The 20,407-nt window shown below is 70.0% G+C and carries 19 protein-coding genes; 7 read left to right on the top strand and 12 right to left on the bottom strand.

The features are described 5' to 3' along the window. The first annotated feature begins 49 nt into the window (after positions 1-49). Both ACNYS0_RS34640 and ACNYS0_RS34635 read left to right on the top strand, forming a co-directional pair. On the top strand, positions 50-2,464 hold the full coding sequence (locus tag ACNYS0_RS34640) for a TniB family NTP-binding protein (RefSeq protein ID WP_422479369.1): 2,415 nt from the start codon (positions 50-52) through the stop codon (positions 2,462-2,464). 33 nt (positions 2,465-2,497) lie between these two features. Further along, positions 2,498-2,737, top strand: coding sequence for a hypothetical protein (locus tag ACNYS0_RS34635; protein WP_422479367.1), 240 nt, complete (start codon positions 2,498-2,500; stop codon positions 2,735-2,737). A gap of 63 nt (positions 2,738-2,800) precedes the next feature. Here ACNYS0_RS34635 and ACNYS0_RS34630 read toward each other — a convergent pair whose 3' ends face one another. Next, on the bottom strand, positions 2,801-3,595 hold the full coding sequence (locus ACNYS0_RS34630; RefSeq protein ID WP_422479365.1) for an FHA domain-containing protein: 795 nt from the start codon (positions 3,593-3,595) through the stop codon (positions 2,801-2,803). A gap of 172 nt (positions 3,596-3,767) precedes the next feature. Here ACNYS0_RS34630 and ACNYS0_RS34625 point away from each other — a divergent pair, with 172 nt between their 5' ends. After that, positions 3,768-5,381 (top strand): serine/threonine protein kinase, encoded by a 1,614-nt coding sequence (locus ACNYS0_RS34625; protein ID WP_422479363.1) that lies wholly within the window; start codon positions 3,768-3,770, stop codon positions 5,379-5,381. 26 nt (positions 5,382-5,407) lie between these two features. Here ACNYS0_RS34625 and ACNYS0_RS34620 read toward each other — a convergent pair whose 3' ends face one another. From ACNYS0_RS34620 to ACNYS0_RS34595, 6 genes are all read right to left on the bottom strand, one after another. Then, positions 5,408-6,334 (bottom strand): LLM class F420-dependent oxidoreductase, encoded by a 927-nt coding sequence (locus ACNYS0_RS34620; RefSeq protein ID WP_422479361.1) that lies wholly within the window; start codon positions 6,332-6,334, stop codon positions 5,408-5,410. Positions 6,335-6,522: 188 nt separating this feature from the next. Next, positions 6,523-6,783 (bottom strand): Rieske (2Fe-2S) protein, encoded by a 261-nt coding sequence (locus tag ACNYS0_RS34615; RefSeq protein WP_422479359.1) that lies wholly within the window; start codon positions 6,781-6,783, stop codon positions 6,523-6,525. Next, complete coding sequence (locus ACNYS0_RS34610) at positions 6,780-7,628, bottom strand: iron-containing redox enzyme family protein (RefSeq protein ID WP_422479357.1); 849 nt, start codon at positions 7,626-7,628, stop codon at positions 6,780-6,782. The genes ACNYS0_RS34615 and ACNYS0_RS34610 overlap by 4 nt, the downstream gene beginning before the upstream one ends. Before the next feature lie 31 nt (positions 7,629-7,659). Continuing rightward, positions 7,660-8,496 carry a dihydrodipicolinate synthase family protein gene (locus ACNYS0_RS34605; protein WP_422479355.1) on the bottom strand — a complete coding sequence of 279 codons (837 nt, stop codon included), beginning with the start codon at positions 8,494-8,496 and terminating at the stop codon, positions 7,660-7,662. Continuing rightward, entirely contained in the window at positions 8,483-8,992 is a 510-nt protein-coding gene (locus tag ACNYS0_RS34600; protein WP_422479353.1) for a DUF6190 family protein, read from the bottom strand. Before ACNYS0_RS34600 ends, ACNYS0_RS34605 begins: the two co-directional genes overlap by 14 nt. Then, on the bottom strand, positions 8,982-10,136 hold the full coding sequence (locus ACNYS0_RS34595; RefSeq protein WP_422479351.1) for a pyridoxal phosphate-dependent aminotransferase: 1,155 nt from the start codon (positions 10,134-10,136) through the stop codon (positions 8,982-8,984). The genes ACNYS0_RS34600 and ACNYS0_RS34595 overlap by 11 nt, the downstream gene beginning before the upstream one ends. A gap of 259 nt (positions 10,137-10,395) precedes the next feature. Between ACNYS0_RS34595 and ACNYS0_RS34590 the strand changes: the two genes are divergently transcribed. The 4 genes from ACNYS0_RS34590 (at position 10,396) to sucB (ending at position 16,073) form a co-directional block, all read left to right on the top strand. Then, a complete protein-coding gene (locus tag ACNYS0_RS34590; RefSeq protein ID WP_422479349.1) occupies positions 10,396-11,064 on the top strand; it encodes a GntR family transcriptional regulator in 669 nt (222 codons plus the stop codon). Continuing rightward, complete coding sequence (locus tag ACNYS0_RS34585; protein WP_422479347.1) at positions 11,064-11,834, top strand: DsbA family oxidoreductase; 771 nt, start codon at positions 11,064-11,066, stop codon at positions 11,832-11,834. The genes ACNYS0_RS34590 and ACNYS0_RS34585 overlap by 1 nt, the downstream gene beginning before the upstream one ends. Before the next feature lie 289 nt (positions 11,835-12,123). Beyond that, entirely contained in the window at positions 12,124-14,778 is a 2,655-nt protein-coding gene (gene aceE, locus ACNYS0_RS34580; protein ID WP_422479345.1) for a pyruvate dehydrogenase (acetyl-transferring), homodimeric type, read from the top strand. Then, complete coding sequence (sucB, locus tag ACNYS0_RS34575; protein WP_422479343.1) at positions 14,775-16,073, top strand: 2-oxoglutarate dehydrogenase, E2 component, dihydrolipoamide succinyltransferase; 1,299 nt, start codon at positions 14,775-14,777, stop codon at positions 16,071-16,073. The genes aceE and sucB overlap by 4 nt, the downstream gene beginning before the upstream one ends. A gap of 351 nt (positions 16,074-16,424) precedes the next feature. Here sucB and ACNYS0_RS34570 read toward each other — a convergent pair whose 3' ends face one another. Genes ACNYS0_RS34570 through ACNYS0_RS34550 form a run of 5 tightly spaced genes read right to left on the bottom strand, consistent with a single transcriptional unit; the run spans position 16,425 to position 20,380 of the window. After that, positions 16,425-16,814, bottom strand: a complete 390-nt coding sequence (locus tag ACNYS0_RS34570) for a carboxymuconolactone decarboxylase family protein (RefSeq protein WP_422479341.1) — start codon at positions 16,812-16,814, stop codon at positions 16,425-16,427. Further along, positions 16,811-18,340 carry a long-chain-fatty-acid--CoA ligase gene (locus ACNYS0_RS34565; RefSeq protein WP_422479339.1) on the bottom strand — a complete coding sequence of 510 codons (1,530 nt, stop codon included), beginning with the start codon at positions 18,338-18,340 and terminating at the stop codon, positions 16,811-16,813. Before ACNYS0_RS34565 ends, ACNYS0_RS34570 begins: the two co-directional genes overlap by 4 nt. After that, complete coding sequence (locus tag ACNYS0_RS34560) at positions 18,340-19,032, bottom strand: 3-oxoacid CoA-transferase subunit B (RefSeq protein ID WP_422479337.1); 693 nt, start codon at positions 19,030-19,032, stop codon at positions 18,340-18,342. The genes ACNYS0_RS34565 and ACNYS0_RS34560 overlap by 1 nt, the downstream gene beginning before the upstream one ends. After that, on the bottom strand, positions 19,029-19,793 hold the full coding sequence (locus ACNYS0_RS34555; protein WP_422479335.1) for a CoA transferase subunit A: 765 nt from the start codon (positions 19,791-19,793) through the stop codon (positions 19,029-19,031). The genes ACNYS0_RS34560 and ACNYS0_RS34555 overlap by 4 nt, the downstream gene beginning before the upstream one ends. Beyond that, positions 19,790-20,380 (bottom strand): RBBP9/YdeN family alpha/beta hydrolase, encoded by a 591-nt coding sequence (locus ACNYS0_RS34550; RefSeq protein ID WP_422479333.1) that lies wholly within the window; start codon positions 20,378-20,380, stop codon positions 19,790-19,792. Before ACNYS0_RS34550 ends, ACNYS0_RS34555 begins: the two co-directional genes overlap by 4 nt. Positions 20,381-20,407: the final 27 nt, after the last annotated feature.

The following is a 20,407-nucleotide window of genomic DNA, read 5'->3' as shown; positions in this document are numbered from 1 at the left end:
GCCTGCCCATGTACCGAATCCCTGGCGTGGGAGAGAACGAGGGAAACAGATGTCACAGAACAACGGTGCCCCGGACGGCTCCGGGGGGATCCGGACCGGCGATGTGTCCGGCACGGTGGTCATCGGCAACAACAACACCGTGAGCATCCTGGAGGGAACGCCGCCGGATCCGGTCAAGCGCCCGTCGATCTCCCAACTGCCACGGGCCGCCGCCGAGCCGCTGATCGGCCGGTCCCGGGACGTCCAGGTGCTGCGGGAGGCCATCGAAGCACGCCAGTTGGTGCAGGTCTGGGGCGCGTCCGGGATCGGCAAGAGTGCGCTCCTGCGGCACCTCGCGTGCACGACGGCTCGGCTGTCGGAAGGCGCGGCGAACCCGGACGGCGCCGCCTACATCGAGGCCGGCGGACGCACGGCCGACGACATCGCGCAGGCGATCTTCGACATCAGCTTCGACGCGCCGAACTACAAACCGTCGTGGGAAGTGCTCAAGGAGCATCTGAAGACCCTGCGGCTGCGGATCTACCTGGACGACGCGGGGCTCGACGAGAGAGAGCTGCGCCGGCTCTTCGACATGGCCGAGCGGTCCACCTTCGTCTTCACCTCCCAGCAGCGGTGCGCGGTCGACGCGGTGCACACGATCCAGCTCAAGGGGCTGTCGGCCGCGGCGGCGGCGGAACTGGTGGCGGCACTGCTCTCCCGCGAGCTACGGCCCGACGAGGTGCCGATCGTCGGCGCACTGTGCGCACAGGTGGACGGCAATCCGCTCCGGCTGCGGCGCATCGCGCTGTCGGCCGCGACCGGCCAGGGCCGCCTGCCGGGCATCGCCGAACTACCCGAACTGCTCCCCGCGCTGCTGAACAGGCTCCAGCCGCAGGAGCGCGATCTGCTGTGTCTGCTCGGTTCGCTGTCCGGCGCCGAGCTGGCCCCCCGGCATCTCAACGATCTGCTCGAACGGACGGACGCCGCCGCGCTCGCCGACGGACTGGTGCGACACGGCCTGCTGCTCGCCTCGGAGACCGGCTACAGCTGCCCGCCGGATGTCGCCGAGTGCGTGCTGGACATGCGCCGGACGGAGTTTCCCGCCGATCGGCTCTGCCGGACGCTCACCGCGTGGGTGGAGGCCCGGGACACCACCGCCGACGATGTCGCGGTGCACTTCCAGGCGCTGGACGTCGCGGTGCTGCGAGCGGAGCGGAGCGGACACGCGCAGCTCGGCTCGGCGCTGGCCCGCGCCGCCTCGCCGAAGCTGGCGCTGTCCCGGCAGTTCGACGCGTGGGGCAGCCTGCTCGGAGTCGGCTGGGCCGCGGCGAGGAGCGCGGGGATCAGGGAGGACGAGGAGTTCTTCCTGCACGAGGCCCGCACCCGGCGGAAGGCGCTCGGGCGGGGCGCGATGACGGCGGCCCTGGCGCTCGAGGCGGGCGTGCTGTTCCGGGAACTAACCGTTCTGCACGCGCAGTCGGCGGCCCAGCACGCGGCCGCCGCGGCATCGACCGGTGCACTGCCGCACTCGGCCGCCGCCGCGCACGCGGTCCACTCGGCCACCTCCGCGCACGGCGCGGTCCACACGGCGGCGGCCGTCCCGCACTCGGCCGCCGCCACGTCCGCCACCACGGCTCCCGGGCACACGGCCGTGACCGCACACGGGGTGACGAGGCCGGTGGTCGACCTGTCCTCGCAGGCCGCACAGCCGCACGTCGCCGCCCACGGGGCCGGTACGCATGCGGCGGCCGCACACTCGGCCGCCGCACCGACACCGCCACGGATCGACCTCTCGGGGGCGCACTCCGCCGCCCACCCGACGCCCGCCGCGACCACCACGTCCGCGACGGGCACGGGCCACTCGGCAACCGCCGCGGCCGGTGCGGCGGGCACCAAGGGCGGCATGTCGGCACTCGCCGTCGCCTGCACCATCGGCATGGCGGCCGTACTGGGCGTGGGTGCCATCGTCTACGCGAACGACCAGCCGAACCCGTCGCCGGCCGTCGGGGCGAGCTCGGTCGGTACGCCGGACCTGAGCGACGACACGGTGCCCGACGAGGCCACCTCGCCCAGTGTCGATCCCGTGTGCGCGACCGTGCTCCCGGAGCTGTCCTCGCAATCCTCGACATTCAACACGGACGTCGCCCTCGCGAGCAGCGCGATCGATTCGTACAACGCGGCGGTGAGTTCCTACAACTCGGGTGCCACGTCGACTCCCCCCAGCACCAGCATGTTCCTGTCCGAGACCGGCGCCGTGGTCAGTGATCTGGAGGAAGTCGAGACCACGTTGCGAGAGGCGGACGCGCAGGCCCAGGACAGCTCCGTGTCATCGGACCTCAACGACATGCTGACCGCGGCCCAGGACATCAAGAGCGAGTACGAGTCGTTCGGTGGCGGCGAGGAGGCTTCGGAGATCGACACGACGAGTGAGACCTCGGACTTCAACTCGGCGCTGTCCAGTCTTCAGACCGACTGCGGCGCGTGATCCACCGTGCCGGACCAACAAGAAGGGCGGGCCATGTCCGAGAAATCCACCCACGGAGACATCCACACCGGGGACGTCTCCGGGACCTTCATCGTCGGCGACAACAACCGCATGACGACCACGACGCATCCTGCTGAGCAGGCCCGGCCCCCACAGGAACAGCGGAACGCGGCGGAGGACCAGGCGGCCGCCTTCGCGGTCCAGCACGGCGACATGCACGTCACGTACAACGCCGCCGCACCCGAGGCGGAAGCTTCCGAGGGGGGAGACTGAGAGACGCCACGTGCCCCGGCCGACGACCGGCCGGGGCACGTACGCGGCGATCCGCTCGGACCCTCAGTCCTTGTCGGCCAGCAGCTCCAGGTCCTGAGCACTCAGCGTCGCCGTCTTCAGCAGTTCCCTGATCAGGTTGACGCTGAGCGTCGAGCCGACCGGCTCGCCGACCTCGTCGCGCAGCAGCCCGCGCACGCCACGGCGGTGCAGCCGCTCGCGCACGTCCTCGACCGTGTTCGCAACCGACTTGTGGGTCCAGGACTTGGTCACGTACGGGGAGGAGTTGGCGAGTCGGGCCGTGTCCTCCCAGGCCAGCGGGAGCGGGAAGGCGTCGTGACCCTCCAGGTAGCGCCGAGCGAGCGCGGTGAGCACCAGCCGCTCCTGCGGGGAGAGTTCGTAGACCGTCTCGGGATCCACGGTCTCCGCGCCGCTCGTGGAGCGAGGGTTCCGGTCGTCCTCGTCCACGACACGGACCTCCACCAGATGGGAACGCCGCTTGGACGAGTTGATCACCAGCGGGGTGTAGCCGGACTCGATGAGCCGCTTGTGGCCGTTCAGTATCAGCACCCCGTCGGGCAGTTCGATCGGCAGATGGCCGGTGTTGACCAGCCACCAGTCGCCGTCCGTGGCCGTGCAGGTGAACACGCCGTGGCGCCGGCTGACGGTCGGATCGTCGATGCCGACCGGCACGTGCACGTCCTCGCGGTCCCGCCCGAACAGCAGCGTGTACCGGCGCGGCGGCACGGCATAGCCCCCTTCGGGCCCCAGTACGAAGATCGTCCCCGGCGGAGCCGCCGGCACCCGGTCGGCCGGGCTGCCCGGCGGCAGCATCTGGGGTGGAAAGTTTCCGTACGCCATGTCACATACCTCCGCCTCGGCTCGCGTCAGTGTAGGAGCGCACCGCGGGGACCGGTCCCCGCGCAGATGTGGACGATGGAGAAGGGGGCGCTTGCCCCCAACTCGTTTTGCCTTGCCCCGACTTGATCGATAGCCTGCCCGCCGTGAGCGCGAGCGGTCGGGGGACCTGTTGATGATGGATGGCGCGATCGCCGAACCGCTCGGCGCGGACGATCCGCAGGACATCGGCAGCTTCAACATCATCGGCCTGCTCGGCGTCGGCGGCATGGGCGAGGTCTACCTCGGGGCGTCCGACAAGGGCTACGCCGCCGTCAAGCGCGTCCGGCCACGGCTGGTCTCCAGCGAGCGCTTCGAACGCGAGGTCGGCATCCTCTACCGTGCCCCGGCCGGGGTCGCTCCGCGGGTGCTGGCGAGCGACGGCACCGCCGAACGCCCCTGGTTCGCCACCGAGTACGTGCCAGGACTCACCGTCGACGAGGCGGTCCGGCTGCGCGGCCCGCTGCCCGCCGACGCGCTGTGGCTGCTGCTGGCCGAGGCGGCCGCTCACCTGTCGGCCGTGCACGCGTCCGAGATCGTGCACCGTGACATCAAACCCGGCAACGTCATGCTGGTGCGGGACGGCGTGAAGCTGATCGACTTCGGTATCGCGCGCGCCGCGGACCAGGCGAGGCTCACCAAGAGCGGTGGCAGCTACGGCACTCAGGGGTTCTCGGCACCGGAACAGCAGGCCGGGTCCGAGGACGTGGACGCCCCCGCGGACGTCTACGCGCTCGGGGCGCTCGTGCTCTACGCGGCGTCGGGCCGTACGCCCGGTGTGGTCCCCGACGTGGAGCCACTGCGCGCCGTGGACGTCGGCCTCGCCGCCGTCATCGGCTCCTGTCTCGCGACCGGCCCCGAAGCGCGCCCCACGGCCGGCGAGGTGGCGGAGGCGGCCCGCGCGCACCTGCCGGTTCCCCCTCCCGCCTGGCCTTCCGAGGTCATGTCACGCATCACCTCGCGACGTGCCTTCGCCGCGACGCCGGTCGGCAAGCTGGACACCGTCCCGCCGCCGGACCAGGCAGTGGATCCGACGCCCGAGACCGCTCCCCCGTCCACCGCCTCGCCCCGTCCCCCGCGCGCACGTCGGCTTCTGTTCCCGGCGGCCGCGGTGCTCGCCCTCGGCGCCGTCGCGGCGTTCGTACTCCTTCCGTCCGCTTCCCCGCGGGACGACGCCGCGCGTCCGTCCGACCGCAAGCCCGTGGCCGGGGCGACGCGGACGCCCTCCGCGAGCCCGAGCCGCTCGGCCTCACCCACCGCCGAGTCCGGGCGCCCGACCCCGACCGCCCCGGCCGGCCGGGACACGACCGCTCCGCCGAGCACGTCCAGCGCGCGTTCGCCCTCCCGCCCGGCCGCGACCACCGCGTCCCCACCGGCCGCCACCCGCGTCACGTCGCGGCCCATCGACGGCATCAACGGCGGCGACGACCCGGCGCAGGTCGAGGGATCCGAGGCGGACACCTCCTGGGTCGGCAACAACGCCACCTGCTCCGCCTGGCTGGACGACAACGGCTCCGGCGACCTCGCGGGCGTGCTCAACACCTCCCTGAACCAGAGCTGCGGCGCCGAACTCCACCGCAGCGACGGCATCGCTCACACCTTCCGCGCCTCCTGGGGCGCCGCGAAGACGAACTTCGTCTCCGACGTCGGCCACACGATGTGGATCTGCGTCTGGAACGCGAGCGACCGTTCCGACGAGCAGTGCTCCGCCCACTTCGCCATGAACGGCACCACCCCGGTCAAGCAGTGACCGGGGCGGCCCGGCCTGACTGCCCGTCAGCGCAGGGTCTCGCCCTTGAGGTCGATGAGCTCCGCGGCCGCGATCTCCAGCTGGGCCGGGTCGTGGCGGGGCACCTCGTCCGCCGAGACGGCGCCGAGGTAGAAGGTGAGGAAGGTGTCGAGCACGATCCAGTCGGGCCCGAGTTCGGCCAGCTCCTCCAGGTCGCGCCGGATCTGGGCGACGGTGCCGTGTCCGGTGAGCCGCCCCTCCTCCGGAACCGGCTTCTCGGTGATGTGCAGCGGGATGCGCGGCGCGAGGGCGGGCGTCGGACGCCCGGCCTCCTCGGCGGCGGCCCTGAGCTTGGGCAGCCGCTCCCGGATCTCGGCCGGGCCGAGACCGAACGGGTGCCAGGCGTCGCCGAAGCGCGCGGCCCGCCGCATGGCGGGGCCGTTGAGCCCGCCGACCCAGACCGGCGGATGCGGGTCACGTACCGGAGCGGGCCCGGTGGTGATGTCCGTGTAGTCCAGGTGCTCGCCGTGGAAGGAGATCAGCGGCTTGGTCCAGTGGTCCTTGATGGACTCCAGGTACTCGTCGCTGATCCTGCCGCGGGCGGCGAAGTCGACGCCCAGCGCCTTGAATTCCTGCTCCGACCAGCCGACGCCCACGCCGAACACGAACCGGCCGTTCGTCATCTGGTCGATGTTCGCCGCGACCCGGGCCGTCTGCAAAGGGTGCCGGTACGGGAGGACGATGACCGTGGTGCCCAGCTCGATGGTCGTGGTGCGGCCCGCAAGGTAGGCGAGCGTGGTGAACGGGTCGTAGAACGGCGGCGGGAAGACCGGCAGGGCCTCCTGCGGGAGCGTCACGTGGTCCGAGATCATCGCCAGGTGGAACCCAAGCCCCTCGGCACGGAGAACCCAGTCCTCCATGGACGCGGGGGTGGTGCCGGGCCCGTAATTGAGCACATTGATCCCGAACTTCACTGACGGGTCTCCTCTCGACAGGCGCACGGCAGCACCGAGTGGCGAGCCCACGCCGTAATTGCTGGTCGGAGACGCCAGGCTAACGAGAAGACGGGACGCGGCACGAAGCGGGGGCGGGGGAAGCGGGGGCTCTGCGCCTCCGTACTCTTCCCCCTCCCCTTGCGTGCGGCCCGAGCCGGGACGAGCCGCTACTCAGCCGCCTCGTCGATCCTGCGGACGCACAGCGCCCGCCCACTGGGTCCCCCCTTGGGGTCGCCCGTTTCGAGGCTGTAGCTGGAGTGGTGCAGTGGGCAGGTGATGCGCAGTGCCCTCGCATTGACGTACCCGTGCGCGAGGTGGCCCCGCCGATGCGGGCAGTGGGCCTCCACCTCGTACGTCCTGTCCCCCACGGTCACTCGTAGGGTGTCCTCGCTGATCTGCTCGATGCCGACGTCCGGCGAACGCTTCACGGGGCCACCTTCTGCGCCGACACGATGGCCGCTTCTGTCGCCTCACCGAGGATCTCGCTCGCGAGCATGAAGCCGGTCCAGACCTTGGCGGGTTGCAGATCGGCCTCCGCGTCGAACTCGCGGATCGCGTTGTGCAGTTCACGCGCGTGGAAGTTGTCGATGTGCAGGTGCTCGGTGTAGTAGCGGGCGCCCTCAAGACCGAGCCGCGACGCGGCGTCGGCGAAGCATGTGAAGGCGTACAGAATGCTGCATTCCAGGTAGCACAGGCAGCCGAGGAAGTACTCCGGACGCGGGGCCCGCGTCGCGGCCCAGAAGAACATGTTGACGTAGTCGAACGTCTCGGAGTTCGTGGTGTGCAGGTAGTCCCGTTCGTCCTGCGAGAGGCCCAGCTCCCTGGTGAGTTCCCAGTAGATGTTGAAGTGGGCCTGGTCGAGGTTCCCGCAGCCGAACTCGTCGACGAGCACCCGGAAGATCGCCATCTTGGCGCGTCGGGGCAGCCGCCAGACGATCGGGAGGAACGACTCGGACTCGGTGAGCCCGTCCACCGCGAACTGCGCGACGACCTCCCGGAACTGGTTGCGGGTGAGGTCCTCGGCGAGGACGCGTTCGCACGCGGGCGGATCCGCCTCCTCCTCGGTCAGACGTTCCTTGATGAGGCGCATCAGGTCGGCCCGCCCTGCCATGGGCGGGGCCGACGCCTCGATGCGGGCCGCACGCCGGGCTATCTGCTCGTCTTCGAGAGCGATGAGTTCACGCAGCTCGTCGGGCGTCGGAATGGACCGGTTGAGCGCGAACAGTCGCGCTCCCGGGCTCAGTTCGTGCTCGGTCCGCGTCATCGCGGTCATGGGTGCCTCCTACGGTACGAATGCTGCGAGGTCAGTCGACGGGCCGGTCGGTGCTGATGACGCCACGCGCGGCGAGCTCCTTCTTGATGTGCACGTACCAGTCGTCCGCGTCGAGTCGATAGCGCTCACTGAGGTCGTCGATGCCCTGTTGCCGGGCCGGAGTGGGATCGGCCAGCGCGTCACGGCAGGCTCCGGGCTCCAGGTTCGCCAGGGACCCGATGAATCCGGCGGTGCCCGGCACCTTGGTCATGAGGTGCTCCCAGCCTTGGAACACGGGCACCTCGATGCCGCGCGCCAGCACCTGGCGGGTGAACTCCTCGTCGCTGCTGGACTCCTTGACCCCGACCACGCTCGGCACGGCACATGCGCGTGCCAGGACATCGGCGTCCAGAGGCCAGTCCGATACGGCGTTCTCGCAGTAGAGGAAGATCGGGAGGTCGGCGTCGCGTGCGATCGCGCGGACGTGCTCGACGAAGCCGAGGTTGGTGCCCGCGGAATCCCCGAAGGGCGGGGGCACGACGACGGCATCGGCACCGAGCGAGGCCGCGAGTTCGCTGCGGCCCGCGATCAGAGGGGCGTAGCCCAGCTCCGCGCCCGCCAGGACGGGAAGGCCACGGGCATGCCGCACCGTGTAGCGGACCATGTCCATCCACTGCGCGAGCGACAGTTTCCACCCCTCGCCGGAGCTCAGGGCCGGCATGAAACCGGACACGGTTCCGTGCAAGCCGTCCAGCAGACGGGCGACGCCGGCCTCGTCCACCTTGCCGTTGTCGTCCACGGGAGTGACGAGGGGCACGATCACGCCCTGGAGCGAACGCAGGCGGTCCAGGTTCCCGGCGGCCGCCGAGGGTGTCTCAGACTCGGGCATGATCGAGCTCCATCGTGTGAGAGGTGCGGTAGAGACCGGCGAGCGGTTCCGGGAACGCCCCGGCCCGCTCCGTGCCGGGGGCGGCGACGGCCCGGTCGTCACCGGCCAGTGCCAGCAACCGGGGGTTCACGGTGACCAGTTGACCGCCGGAGTCGACAACGGTGGCCAGGAGCAGGCGCTCCCTGAGCGACAGGCCCACTGCTCCCGGAAGATCCGAAGCGGTCTTCCACGCGCCCTCCGTGTACGGCACCCGCTTGATCGGCATGGTGCTGTGGAGGACATCCATGAAGGGGTAGTAGGCGTCCTGTACGGCGCGGGGCAGGGCCCAGACGACGTCGTCGCAGCGGCCGACCTCCTCATACGTCATCCACACGCGGTCACGCAGATGTCGCGCGAAGAACGAGGCGCAGTCCCGACGGATGTCCGGGTCGATGGCGTGCATCCCCATGAACAGGGAAGCGTCGATGTACGTCTCGACGGACAGGTCAGCCGGCAAGGGAGTCCACCGCCTCGCGCAGCGTCACCACGGCGTCCCTGAACTCCTCGGGATCGCGGGCCAGAGCCATACGGACGAAGCGCTCACCGTCCTGCGGGGTGTTCCAGAAGAAGTAGGTGCCCGGCAACACGTACACCTCGTGCCGGGAGAGCTCGCGCTGCAGATCGCTCGCCGTCACGCGGTCGTCCGTGATGCGGAACCAGGCGACACTGACGTTGACCACCGGCTCGATGTGTTCGAGCAGGCTTCCGTGCAACGTCTTCTGCGCGCACTCACGGTTGGTCGTGATGACCGTGCGGACGGACTCCATGTTGTCGTCGATGGAGTCCTCGACGTAGCGGGTCAGGAAGTTCAGGATGAACGGTGAGACGTCCAGGAGCACGCTGGTGTGGATGTTGTAGACCTCTTCGTAGAGGTCGGGACTACAGGTGAGCATGGCGCACTTGGCGTCCTGCAACGGCCACGTCTTGCCGGTGTCCTCGAGCGCGATGTAGCGGACCCCGGACTCGTCGAGCAGCTTGTAGAGGTCGAACCGGCCGAAGCGCGGGTCGGCCAGGGCGAAGGCGGCGAAGCAGAGATCGACGATGAACAGCTTGTCGTGGTCGACGCAGTAGCGGACGACCTCCTCGAAGCCCCTGCGCCCGTGCTGGAGAAGGGTGAACCCGGTCGGGTTGTTCGGGTCGACGAGGAACAGCGCATCGGTCTCGACGTGGCGCGCGAGCTCGTCATAGATGCGGTCCGCGTCGTGCAGGACGCTCTCGGGGACCGGCTCGGGGTGGACGCCGACGTTCTTGAGGACGTCGGGGAGATTGTCGAAGCACGGCTCGATCAGCGAGATGGATATGTCGTTCCTGCTGAGGTACATGCCGGCCACGAGCGTGGAGATGGAGGCCGCGTACGAGAGCATCGTCGTGTCCGCGCGGACGCTGTCCTGTCCATGGAGGCGGAAGAACGCCTCCTTGAATTTGTTCTCCAGGTCGATCTGGCGTGATCGTTCCGCCTCGTACCAGAGCTGCGGAAGATCCGACACGATGTCGCGCTGGCTCCTGGACTGCTCCTGATGCGTGTGGGCGTCCGCGAGGTTGTGCCGCGTCTGCAGGGCGAGGATCTCGTGCTGCGTGAGGTCGAGCAGTTGCTCGGTCATGATGCTCCCTGGGCAAGGCCGGGCGGGCCGCTGCGGAGGACCTCGTGGAGGAGGCCGCAGAAGCCGTTCCGGCAGGGCGAATGAGATGACTGGAGCGCCTCGGGGCGCTGGCGAGAAACCGACCGATCGCGAGTCCGGGCCCACACCCGGCACGTACGCACGGCAGTGGAGAAGTGCCGGCAGACGCGGTTCGTCGTGTCGAGTACGGTACTTGATGATCGATCATTGCTCAAACGTCTCGGGAAAAAGGAGAGTTGACTTGTCCGTCTCACTACCGACCGGACCACCGGGGCGCGGCTCGCCTCTCGCGCGTGTCCCCCTGCACGAACAGGTGCGCCGGTTCATCCTCGAAGGCCTGGTGGCGGGCCGCTGGGAACCCGGGGAGCGCATCGTCGAGCGGCGTGTGGCACAGGAGTTGGGCGTCAGCCAGGCGCCGGTGCGCGAGGCGCTGCGCGAACTCGAGACCATGGAGCTGGTCACCTCCTCGCCGAACAAGGGGGTCCGGGTGCGCGAGCTCACCCTGGACCAGCTCCGCGACGTCTATCTGGTCCGTGCGTCCCTGGAGCGCAGAGCCGTGATGCTCGCGGCCCCCCGGCTCGCCCGGAACGTCAACGCACTCGAGCGGCACCTGCTGGCCATGCGGCGCGCGGCCGCGGGAGACGACGCCGACCAGCAGGCGCTGCACGGCGTGGCCTTTCACCGCGCCATCGTGCACGCCTGCGGAAATCCCGTCCTGATCCGGCACTGGGACTGGCTGGGCGTGGAGGCCTGGACCCGGCTGTCCCTGCGCTGGCTGCGCACGGAGCTGCACGACAACGCGGAGGACCACGAGGAGCTCGTCGAGGGGCTGCGCCGAGGCGACACCGGGCTCGGCCGCCTGATGGAGCTTCATGTCATGGGATACGCCAACCAGTTGAGGAGCGCCTGATGCCCGACCAGCCCAACGACCCGCGGCCCACCGGGTACACGGACCGTCTCGCCGATCCCCGGACGACCACGGCGGCCGGCACCGTGACCGTCTTCTCCGACATCTGGTGCTCGTTCGCCCACGTCGGGGTGCACCGTCTGCACAGCACGCGCGAGCGGCTCGGACTGGCGGACCGCGTCCGGATCGACCACCGGGCCTTCCCTCTGGAGCTCTTCAACGACGGACCGAGCCCGCGCCGCGGGACGGACTCCGAGGTGGGCGGGATCGCCCGCATCGAGCCCGACGCCGGCTGGCAGATGTGGCGGGCACCGGACTGGAAGTTCCCTTCGACCTCGCTCTTCGCCCTGGAGGCCGTGCAATTGGCCAAGGAGCAGGGGCCGACCGCCGCCGAGGACCTCGACCTGGCGATCCGCCGGGCGTTCTGGGCGCACAGCCGCCCCATCGGGGCCCGCTCCGAGATCATCGCCATCGCCCGGGAGACCTCCGGCATCGACGCGGAGCTGATCACGCGGGGCCTGGACGAGGGCCGGGCCCGCCGCCTCGTGACGCTCGACTTCGAGTGCGCGCGCCGCAACAAGGTCCGATGCAGCCCGCACGTCTTCCTGTCCGACGGTTCGGACTGGGCCAATCCCGGCGTCGAGGCCACCTGGCACGGGGCGTACGGGACGGGATTCCCGGAGGTCACCAGCGACGATCCGGGGGCGTGGGAGCCGATCCTGCGGGCCGCCGCCAAGTCGGCGGAGGAACCGGTACCTGCCGTCCAAAAATGATCGATCATTGAAAATTACTGGCCAGTAGTCGTTGACCCTGCGAACTGACGCCGCATAGATTCCTCAATGAGAAATCGATCTTCCGCATAGCGAAACACGCGAGAGGCTCGTTGGCAGTAGTCGGCCGGCTCCACCCACAGAGCCGGCCGCCAGGGGGCTGCCGCATCCGGTCGATGCCACGTCGACCGTGCGGCGGTCGGCCGCCCGTCATCACGGGCGCTCCTGTCGTCGCCGGCCGGCGCCGTTCACCCGGCGCCAGGCCGGTCAGCGTCACAGAAGGGCAACCCCCATGTCACCGCAACACCAGCTGGACCAGCTCCCCGAGCCCGACCCCCAAGAAGTGGCCGAGTGGCTGGCCTCCGTGGACGGCGCGGTGGGCACCGTCGGCCCGCAGCGCACCGGTCGCCTGCTGCGACGGATCGTGGACCATGCGCGGCAGGCGGGCGTCCCGCTGCCGCCGCCGCTGTCCACGCCCTACGTGAATTCGATCCCCACGGACTCCGAACCGGCCTACCCGGGCGACGAGTCGATGGAGTCGCGGATCACCGCGTGGAACCGGTGGAACGCCGCGGTCATGGTCACCCGCGGCAACGAACGCGGCGGCCTCGGCGGCCACATGGCCACCTACGCCTCCGCCGCGTGGCTCTACGAGGTCGGCTTCCAGCACTTCTTCAAGGGCAAGGACGCCGACGGCAGCGGCGACCAGCTCTACGTCCAGGGGCACGCGTCGCCCGGCGTCTACGCCCGGGCGTTCCTCGAAGGGCGGCTCACCGAGGCCGAGTTGGACCGGTTCCGGATGGAGGCGGGCGGGGGTGGACTGCCGTCCTATCCGCACCCGCGCCGGCTGCCGTGGCTGTGGGAGTTCCCGACCGTTTCCATGGGGCTCGGTCCGCTCTCGGCCATCTACCAGGCCCGCTTCAACCGGTATCTGCACCATCGCGGCATCAAGGACACCTCGCACAGTCACGTGTGGGCGTTCCTCGGCGACGGCGAGATGGACGAGCCGGAGTCGACGGCCGCACTGAATCTCGCCGCGCGCGAGGAGCTCGACAACCTCACCTTCGTCATCAACTGCAACTTGCAGCGCCTGGACGGGCCCGTACGCGGCAACTTCAAGATCATGCAGGAGCTGGAGGCGCAGTTCCGGGCCGCCGGCTGGAACGTGGTCAAGGTGCCGTGGGGCGTGGAGTGGGACGGCCTGCTCGCCACGGACACCGACGGACTGCTCCTCGACGCCCTCGACACCCTGCCCGACGGGCAGTTGCAGACCTTCGCCGCGCGCGACGGCGCGTACATCCGCGAGCGGCTGTTCGCAGGACCGCTCGCCTCGCTCGCCCGCCAGTACTCCGACGAGGATCTCGCCCGGATCGTCGGCACCTCGCGCGGTGGCCACGAACCCCGCAAGATCCACGCCGCGTACCGCGCGGCCGTCGACCACCAGGGCGCGCCCACCGTCGTGCTCGTCCAGACGGTGAAGGGCTGGACGCTCGGCCCCGGCTTCGAGTCGCGCAACGCCAACCACCAGATGAAGAAGCTCTCCGGCAAGGAATTCCGCGCCATGCGCGACCTGTTGGAGCTGCCCATCCCCGACTCGAAGCTCGGCGAGGACCTCGTCCCCTACGTCCACCCCGGCGCCGACTCCGAGGAAGTCGCCTACCTCCGGGAGCGCCGCCGCACACTCGGTGGCCCGGCGCCCGCGCGCCGCGTCGCGCCCCGCCCGCTGCCGGCCCCGGCCGCCAAGCCGTTCGACATGCTGGCCAGGGGCTCGGGCAGCCAGGAGATCGCCACGACGATGGCGTTCGTCCGGCTGGTCAAGGACCTGATGCGGGAGAAGGAGACCGGCCCGCGCTGGGTGCCCGTCGTACCCGACGAGGCCCGCACCTTCGGCATGGAGTCCCTGTTCCCCTCCGCCGGGATCTACTCCCCCAAGGGCCAGACGTACGAGCCCGTGGACCGCGACCAACTCCTCTACTACAAGGAGTCGACGAGCGGCCAGATCCTCAACGAGGGCATCACGGAGGCCGGTTCACTGGCCTCCTTCACGGCCGCCGCGACCTCGTACGCGACCCACGGCGAGCCGGTCATCCCCTTCTACATCTTCTACTCGATGTTCGGCTGGCAGCGGACGGCCGATCAGTTCTGGGCGCTCGCCGACCAGTTGGGCCGCGGCTTCGTCGTCGGCGCCACCGCCGGACGCACCACCATGACCGGCGAAGGCCTCCAGCACGCCGACGGCCACTCGCACCTCATTGCCTCCACCAACCCGGCCTGCCTGCCCTACGATCCGGCCTTCGCCTACGAGGTCGGGGTCATCGTCCGGGACGGTCTGCGCCGCATGTACGGGGAGAACGCCGAGGACGTCTTCTACTACCTCACCGTCTACAACGAGTCGAAGCTCCAGCCGCCGATGCCAAAGGACGCGGGTGTCGAGGAGGGCATTCTGCGCGGCCTGTACCGCTACCGGCCCGCCGCACGCCCCGCTGCCGACTCGCCGCACGTCCAACTCCTCGCCTCCGGCACGGCGATCCACTGGATCCTGAAGGCGCAGGAACTGCTGTCCGAGGACTGGAACGTCGCCGCCGACGTCTGGTCGGCACCGTCCTGGACCCTGCTGCGCCGCGACGCGATGGAGGCCGAGGAGGCGGGCCGCACCCCTTACGTCACATCGGCCCTCGCCGACGCCCTCGGTCCGGTGATCGCCGTCTCCGACTGGATGCGCGCGGTGCCCGACCAGATCTCCCCCTGGGTGACTCAGCAGTGGTCCTCCCTCGGCACCGACGGCTTCGGCCTCTCCGACAACCGGGCCAACGCGCGCCGCCACTTCGGTGTCGACGCCGAGTCCGTCGTCGTCCACGTACTGCGCACGCTCGCCGACCGCGGCGACATCAAGCCCGAACTGGTCCAACGCGCCGCCGAGCGCTACGGGCTGGCGGGGAAGGAGTGACTCACGTGTCCGAAACTGTCGTGCTGCCCGCGCTGGGCGAGTCGGTCACCGAGGGCACCGTCACCCGCTGGCTCAAGGAGGTCGGCGAGGAGGTCGCGGAGGACGAGCCGCTGCTCGAGGTCTCCACGGACAAGGTCGACACCGAGATCCCCTCCCCGGTCGCGGGCGTGCTGCTCGAGGTCGTCGTGGGCGAGGACGAGACCGCCGAGGTCGGCGCCAAGCTCGCCGTCATCGGCGCCCCGGGCGCCGCCCCGGCCGCCGCCGAAACCCCGGCCCCGGCCGCCCCGGCCGCTGCCCCGGCCCAAGCTCCCGAGCCCACCCCGGTTCCGGCCGCCCCTGCGGCCCCCGCGCCGGTCACCCCGGCCGACGAGGGCGCCTACGTGACCCCGCTGGTGCGCAAGCTCGCCTCCGAGCACGGCGTCGACCTGTCCACGGTCAAGGGCACCGGCGTCGGCGGCCGCATCCGCAAGCAGGACGTCACCGCCGCCGCCGAGGCCGCCAAGGCCCAGGCTCCGGCCGCCGCCGCTGCCCCGGCCGCCGCGAAGGCCGCGCCGACCCTGGAGACCTCGCCGCTGCGCGGCCAGACGGTCAAGCTGCCCCGCATCCGCAAGGCCATCGCGGACAACATGCACAAGGCGCTCCAGGAGCAGGCCCAGCTGTCCTCGGTCATCGAGGTCGACATCACCAAGCTGATGAAGCTGCGCAACCAGGCCAAGAACGGCTTCGCCGCCCGCGAGGGCGTCAAGCTCTCCCCCATGCCGTTCTTCGTCAAGGCCGCCGTCCAGGCGCTGAAGGCCCACCCGGTCATCAACGCGCGCCTGAACTACGACGAGGGCACCATCACCTACTTCGACTCCGAGAACGTCGGCATCGCCGTCGACTCGGAGAAGGGCCTGATGACCCCGGTCATCAAGGGCGCCGGTGACCTCAACATCGCGGGCATCGCCAAGAAGACCGCCGAGCTGGCCGACAAGGTCCGCACCAACAAGATCGCCCCGGACGACCTCTCCGGCGCGACCTTCACGATCTCCAACACGGGATCGCGCGGCGCCCTCTTCGACACCGTCATCGTCCCGCCGAACCAGGTCGCCATCCTGGGCATCGGCGCCACCGTCAAGCGCCCGGTCGTCATCTCCGACCCGGAGCTCGGCGACTCCATCGCGGTGCGTGACATGACCTACGTGACGCTCTCCTACGACCACCGTCTGGTGGACGGCGCGGACGCCGCCCGCTACCTGACCACGGTCAAGCAGATCCTCGAGGCCGGCGAGTTCACCGCCGAGCTCGGCCTGTAGGAGCCGGGCCTGCGGCTCCTACAGCGCCTATGGCTGACCACTCGCCGTGCTGCCGGGCAACCGGTGGCACGGCAGCCTCACCGGTGCCGCTCGGCCCGGCCGGACTTCACTCCTGCGGTCGGCACCTCGTCACCCCAGGAACGACAACCGCACCCGCCGCCTCGGATTGTCCCTGTTGATATCCGCGAAACTCCGTTCCCTTCGGGAGCACGCAGTCTCACGGGCCTGCAGGAGCACCACTGGCCTCCAGGCCCGAGAAGTACCGTCGGAGACGCTGATGAGAGGTCCGGCTGTCGTCCGGTCGAGCGCCATGCGGGACGGTTTGCGGACTGCGGGTCTGCATAACCTCGTTCACGGGGAAGCAGCTCCCCTTTCCCTCGCGTCGAGCTCTTCCATCAGGATCGGAGCGCCGACGTTGCAGGAGTGAATGCCCACCACGGAAGCAAGCTTGAGGACTTCGAGGATCTCCTCGGCGGTGACGCCGAGATCTAGGGCGGCTCGGATGTGACGGCGCACCCCGGGCCCGTACATGTGGGTGCAGGCCGCGTCCACGGCGATACAGAGCAGCTCGATCACCTTCGGCGGGAGGACCCCACTGCGCCACGGTTGAGTGACCGTCCGCAGATAGTCGTCGGTCCATTGCGGGTCCAACTGGGCCAGTCCGTCCCACAGCGGGTTCCACTCGCCGCGCTCGCGCATGCGGTCGATGAACGGGGTGCCGGCATCGGCGGCTTCGGTCATGCTCCGGCTCCGGCGCTGCCGGACAGTTCCCGTTTGAGGATCTTTCCCGTGGCGGTCATCGGCAGCGAGGTGCTGAAGACGACGGTCCTCGGGTACTTGTAACCCGCCATCTGCTCCTTGCACCAGGCGATCAGCTCCGTCTCGGTGATCCGAGCCGTCGGTTCAGGGATGACGAAGGCTTTGACCTCCTCGCCGTTACGCGCGTCCGGGACGCCGATGACCGATGCAAGGGACACATCGGGATGGCTCATCAGGACCTCCTCGATCTCGCGTGGGTACACGTTGTACCCGCCTCGGATGATCAGGTCCTTCGCGCGGTCGACGACGTAGTAGTGGCCGTCCTCGTCGACGCGTGCGAGATCACCGGTGCGAAGCCACCCGTCGCTCAGGGCGCGGGCGGTCTCCTCGGGGCGGTTGTGGTAACCCCTCATGACGTTGTGTCCACGCAGTACGAGCTCGCCGACCTGCCCGTCGCCGGTGACCGTCTCGCCGTGCTGGTCGACGAGCCGAGCCTCGACGCCCCAGACGGGCACTCCGATCGAACCGGGTCGCGGTTCGCCCTCCGGGTCCGTGAACAGGGCCAGTGGAGAGGTTTCCGAGAGGCCGTAGCCCTCGCGGATCCGGATGCCGAACCGCTCGGCGAACCGTGTGTGGATCTCCACGGGCAGCGCGGAACCCCCGGAGATGGCCAGGCGGAGGGTGCGGGCGAGGTCGTCGACGCCGTCGGTGTCGCGGTCGAGCGCGCCGAGCAGCCCCCAGTACATGGTGGGCACACCGGCGAACGCGGTCACGCACTCCTCGCACATCAGCCGTAGCGCCGCCTGTGGTTCGAAGCGCGGCATCAGGACCAGCGTGGCGCCGACGGACAGGCCCGCGTTCATGCTCACGGTCTGTCCGAAGGAGTGGAACAGCGGAAGGGCGAGGAGATGGGTGTCGGGCCGGGCCGGAGTACTGCCGAAGAGCCGGGTGGCCGTCAGGGCGTTGAACACCATGTTGGCGTGCGACAGCTCGGCGCCCTTGGGCTGTCCGGTGGTGCCGCTGGTGTACAGGATCACTGCCGTGTCGGTGGGCTCGCGGGTCACGGACTCGAAGGTCTCGGGCCTGTCGTGAAGCATGCCTTCGGTGATCGGCAGCATCTGCCGGCAACCGGCGGTCCTCTCGAAGCCCTCCCGCCCGTACTCCCCCATCGGCAGGTCCGGCGTGCCCTCGTGGCAGAAGTACAGCACGGCTCCGGAGTCCGCCAAGTGGTAGGCGATCTCGCGGGGTTTGAGCAGGATGTTCAGCGGTACGACCACCGCGCCGGCCTTGAGGATGCCGTAGTAGACGATCGGGAACTCGGGCAGGTTCGGGCAGGAGAGGGCCACCCGGTCCCCCGGCCTGACGCCGCGCGCCACCAGGAGGTGAGCGACCTGGGAGGCCCGGGCCTCGACCTCGGCGTAGTCGAGCCGACGGTCACCGGCCACGAGCGCCACGCGGCGGGGGTGACGCCGGGCGGAGTCCTCCAGGAGGACGGACAGGTTCAACATCAGGAACTCGCCTTCGATCGTGCCAGCGGAGCGTCGGTGGCCGCACGTACGGTGTCCTCGCTCACCCCGGGCGCGCATTCACGTAGCACGAGCCCCTGTCGGGTGACGTCGATGACGGCGAGGTCGGTGATGATCCGATGGACCACGCCCTGCCCGGTCAGCGGCAGGGTGCACCGGCGCACGATCTTCGGCGCCCCGGACCTGCTGGTGTGTTCCATGAGCACGATCACCCGGCGAGCGCCGTGGACGAGGTCCATGGCTCCGCCCATCCCCTTGACCATCGCACCGGGCACCATCCAGTTCGCCAGGTCCCCGGACGCGGAGACCTGCATGCCGCCGAGGACCGCGGTGTCGATGTGGCCGCCGCGGATCATCGCGAACGACAGCGCGGAGTCGAAGAAGGCGGCGCCCGGATTGACGGTCACCGTCTCCTTGCCCGCATTGATCAGGTCCGCGTCCACGGAGTCCTCGTCGGGGTAGGCGCCCGTGCCCAGGATCCCGTTCTCGCTGTGCAGGACGATGCCGAGGCCCGGCGGCAGATGGTCGGGGATGAGTGTCGGCAGGCCGATGCCGAGGTTGACGTACTCGCCGGCTACGAGTTCGGAGGCAGCCCTGGCCGCCATCTGGTCCCGGGTCCAGCCCTGCGTCCTGCCGGGTGCCACGTTCTCCGGCGCAGCCGTTGTCGCGCTCATGCGCCGTTCTCCTTCGCCGCGGTCACCGTGCGCTTCTCGATCTGCTTGTCCTGGAGACCCGTGTGGACGATCCGGTCGACGAAGATCCCGGGCAGATGTACCTGCCCGGGGTCCAACTCGCCGGGCCGCACCAGCTGTTCGACCTGAGCGACGCACACCCGCCCGGCCATCGCCGCGAGCGGGTTGAAGTTCCGGGCGGCCTTGTCGAACAGCAGGTTCCCCTCGGTGTCCCCGATCAGAGCGTGCACGAGGGCGAAGTCGGCGGTGATCGACTCCTCGAGGACGTGGCGCCGTCCTCCGTACTCGCGTGTCTCCTTGGGCGGGGAGGCCACCGCCACCGAGCCGTCCGCGTCGTAGCGCCACGGCAGCCCTCCGTCGGAGACCGGGGTGCCGACCCCTGCCGGGGTGAAGAAGGCGGGGATACCCGCTCCGCCGGCGCGGAGCTTCTCCGCCAGGGTGCCCTGGGGAGTCAGCTCGACCTCCAACTCCCCCGCCAGGTACTGCCGGGCGAACTCGGCGTTCTCGCCGACGTACGAGGCTGTCACCCGCCGGACTCGCCTTCGCCGCAGCAGTTGCCCGAGCCCGCGGCCGTCCGTACCGCAGTTGTTGGAGATGACGTGGAGCCTCGTGGCCGGCCCGGCGGCGACGGCCGCGATCAGGGCGTCAGGGACGCCGCAGAGGCCGAAGCCACCGACGCTGAGTGAGGCTCCGTCCGGGATGTCGGCGACAGCCTCGGCCGCTGTTGCGCAGACCTGGGTCACGAGACCGCCCTCTCCGTCTGCCGGCTGCCGAGCAGTTGTCGCACCAGCTCCTCCGCACGCGGCCAATACCCGTACCCCGACGCAGGGTTGAGGTGACCGACCGGCCCGAGGTCGACCGGGCGACTGCCCCACACCTCCGCCAGGCCGGCGACGTGGCGGCGGTCGGCGAGCGGGTCGTTGCTGCTGATGCCGAGGATGCTCGGGAAGGGCAGTCGGCGGCGCGGTATCGGCAGCCACCCTCCGCGCTCCAGTTCCCGCACGGAGGGATACCCCTCGGGCAGCGGTCGTTCCAGGTCCGCGGGGGTGGCAAGAAGAGCACCGTGGATCTGCCGCGTCGGATTTCGGGCCCAGTGCACGGTGGTGAGGACCCCTGCGCTGTGCGCGACGAGTACGACGGGGCCCGCGACCGGGGCGAGCACCTCGTCGAGCGCGGCGACGCGGGCGGCCCGGCTGAGCCCGTCGTGTTCGAGCGGGGGCACGGTGCGCACGGCGTCGAAGTGTTCGGCTAGGTGGGTCTGCCAGTGGTCTGCGACGTGGTCCCGTAGTCCGGGCACGATCACCACGGTCGCTGTCGGGGTGGCTGTCATGTTCGTCCCTGAGTGTTCGGCTGGATC

The sequence above is a fragment of the Streptomyces anthophorae genome, assembly GCF_049310305.1.
Taxonomy (GTDB): domain Bacteria; phylum Actinomycetota; class Actinomycetes; order Streptomycetales; family Streptomycetaceae; genus Streptomyces.
This window is presented reverse-complemented; position numbering and strand designations above follow the sequence as displayed.

Bases quoted from the DNA above. Each gene is read 5' to 3' on its own strand.
- ACNYS0_RS34585 (WP_422479347.1), top strand. From the start codon at position 11,064: ATGCCCGACCAGCCCAACGACCCGCGGCCCACCGGGTACACGGACCGT.
- ACNYS0_RS34625 (WP_422479363.1), top strand. From the start codon at position 3,768: ATGATGGATGGCGCGATCGCCGAACCGCTCGGCGCGGACGATCCGCAG.
- ACNYS0_RS34635 (WP_422479367.1), top strand. From the start codon at position 2,498: ATGTCCGAGAAATCCACCCACGGAGACATCCACACCGGGGACGTCTCC.
- ACNYS0_RS34550 (WP_422479333.1), bottom strand. From the start codon at position 20,380: ATGACAGCCACCCCGACAGCGACCGTGGTGATCGTGCCCGGACTACGG.
- ACNYS0_RS34565 (WP_422479339.1), bottom strand. From the start codon at position 18,340: ATGTTGAACCTGTCCGTCCTCCTGGAGGACTCCGCCCGGCGTCACCCC.
- ACNYS0_RS34640 (WP_422479369.1), top strand. From the start codon at position 50: ATGTCACAGAACAACGGTGCCCCGGACGGCTCCGGGGGGATCCGGACC.
- aceE (WP_422479345.1), top strand. From the start codon at position 12,124: ATGTCACCGCAACACCAGCTGGACCAGCTCCCCGAGCCCGACCCCCAA.
- ACNYS0_RS34570 (WP_422479341.1), bottom strand. From the start codon at position 16,814: ATGACCGAAGCCGCCGATGCCGGCACCCCGTTCATCGACCGCATGCGC.
- ACNYS0_RS34610 (WP_422479357.1), bottom strand. From the start codon at position 7,628: ATGACCGCGATGACGCGGACCGAGCACGAACTGAGCCCGGGAGCGCGA.
- ACNYS0_RS34595 (WP_422479351.1), bottom strand. From the start codon at position 10,136: ATGACCGAGCAACTGCTCGACCTCACGCAGCACGAGATCCTCGCCCTG.
- ACNYS0_RS34560 (WP_422479337.1), bottom strand. From the start codon at position 19,032: ATGAGCGCGACAACGGCTGCGCCGGAGAACGTGGCACCCGGCAGGACG.
- ACNYS0_RS34630 (WP_422479365.1), bottom strand. From the start codon at position 3,595: ATGGCGTACGGAAACTTTCCACCCCAGATGCTGCCGCCGGGCAGCCCG.
- ACNYS0_RS34605 (WP_422479355.1), bottom strand. From the start codon at position 8,496: ATGCCCGAGTCTGAGACACCCTCGGCGGCCGCCGGGAACCTGGACCGC.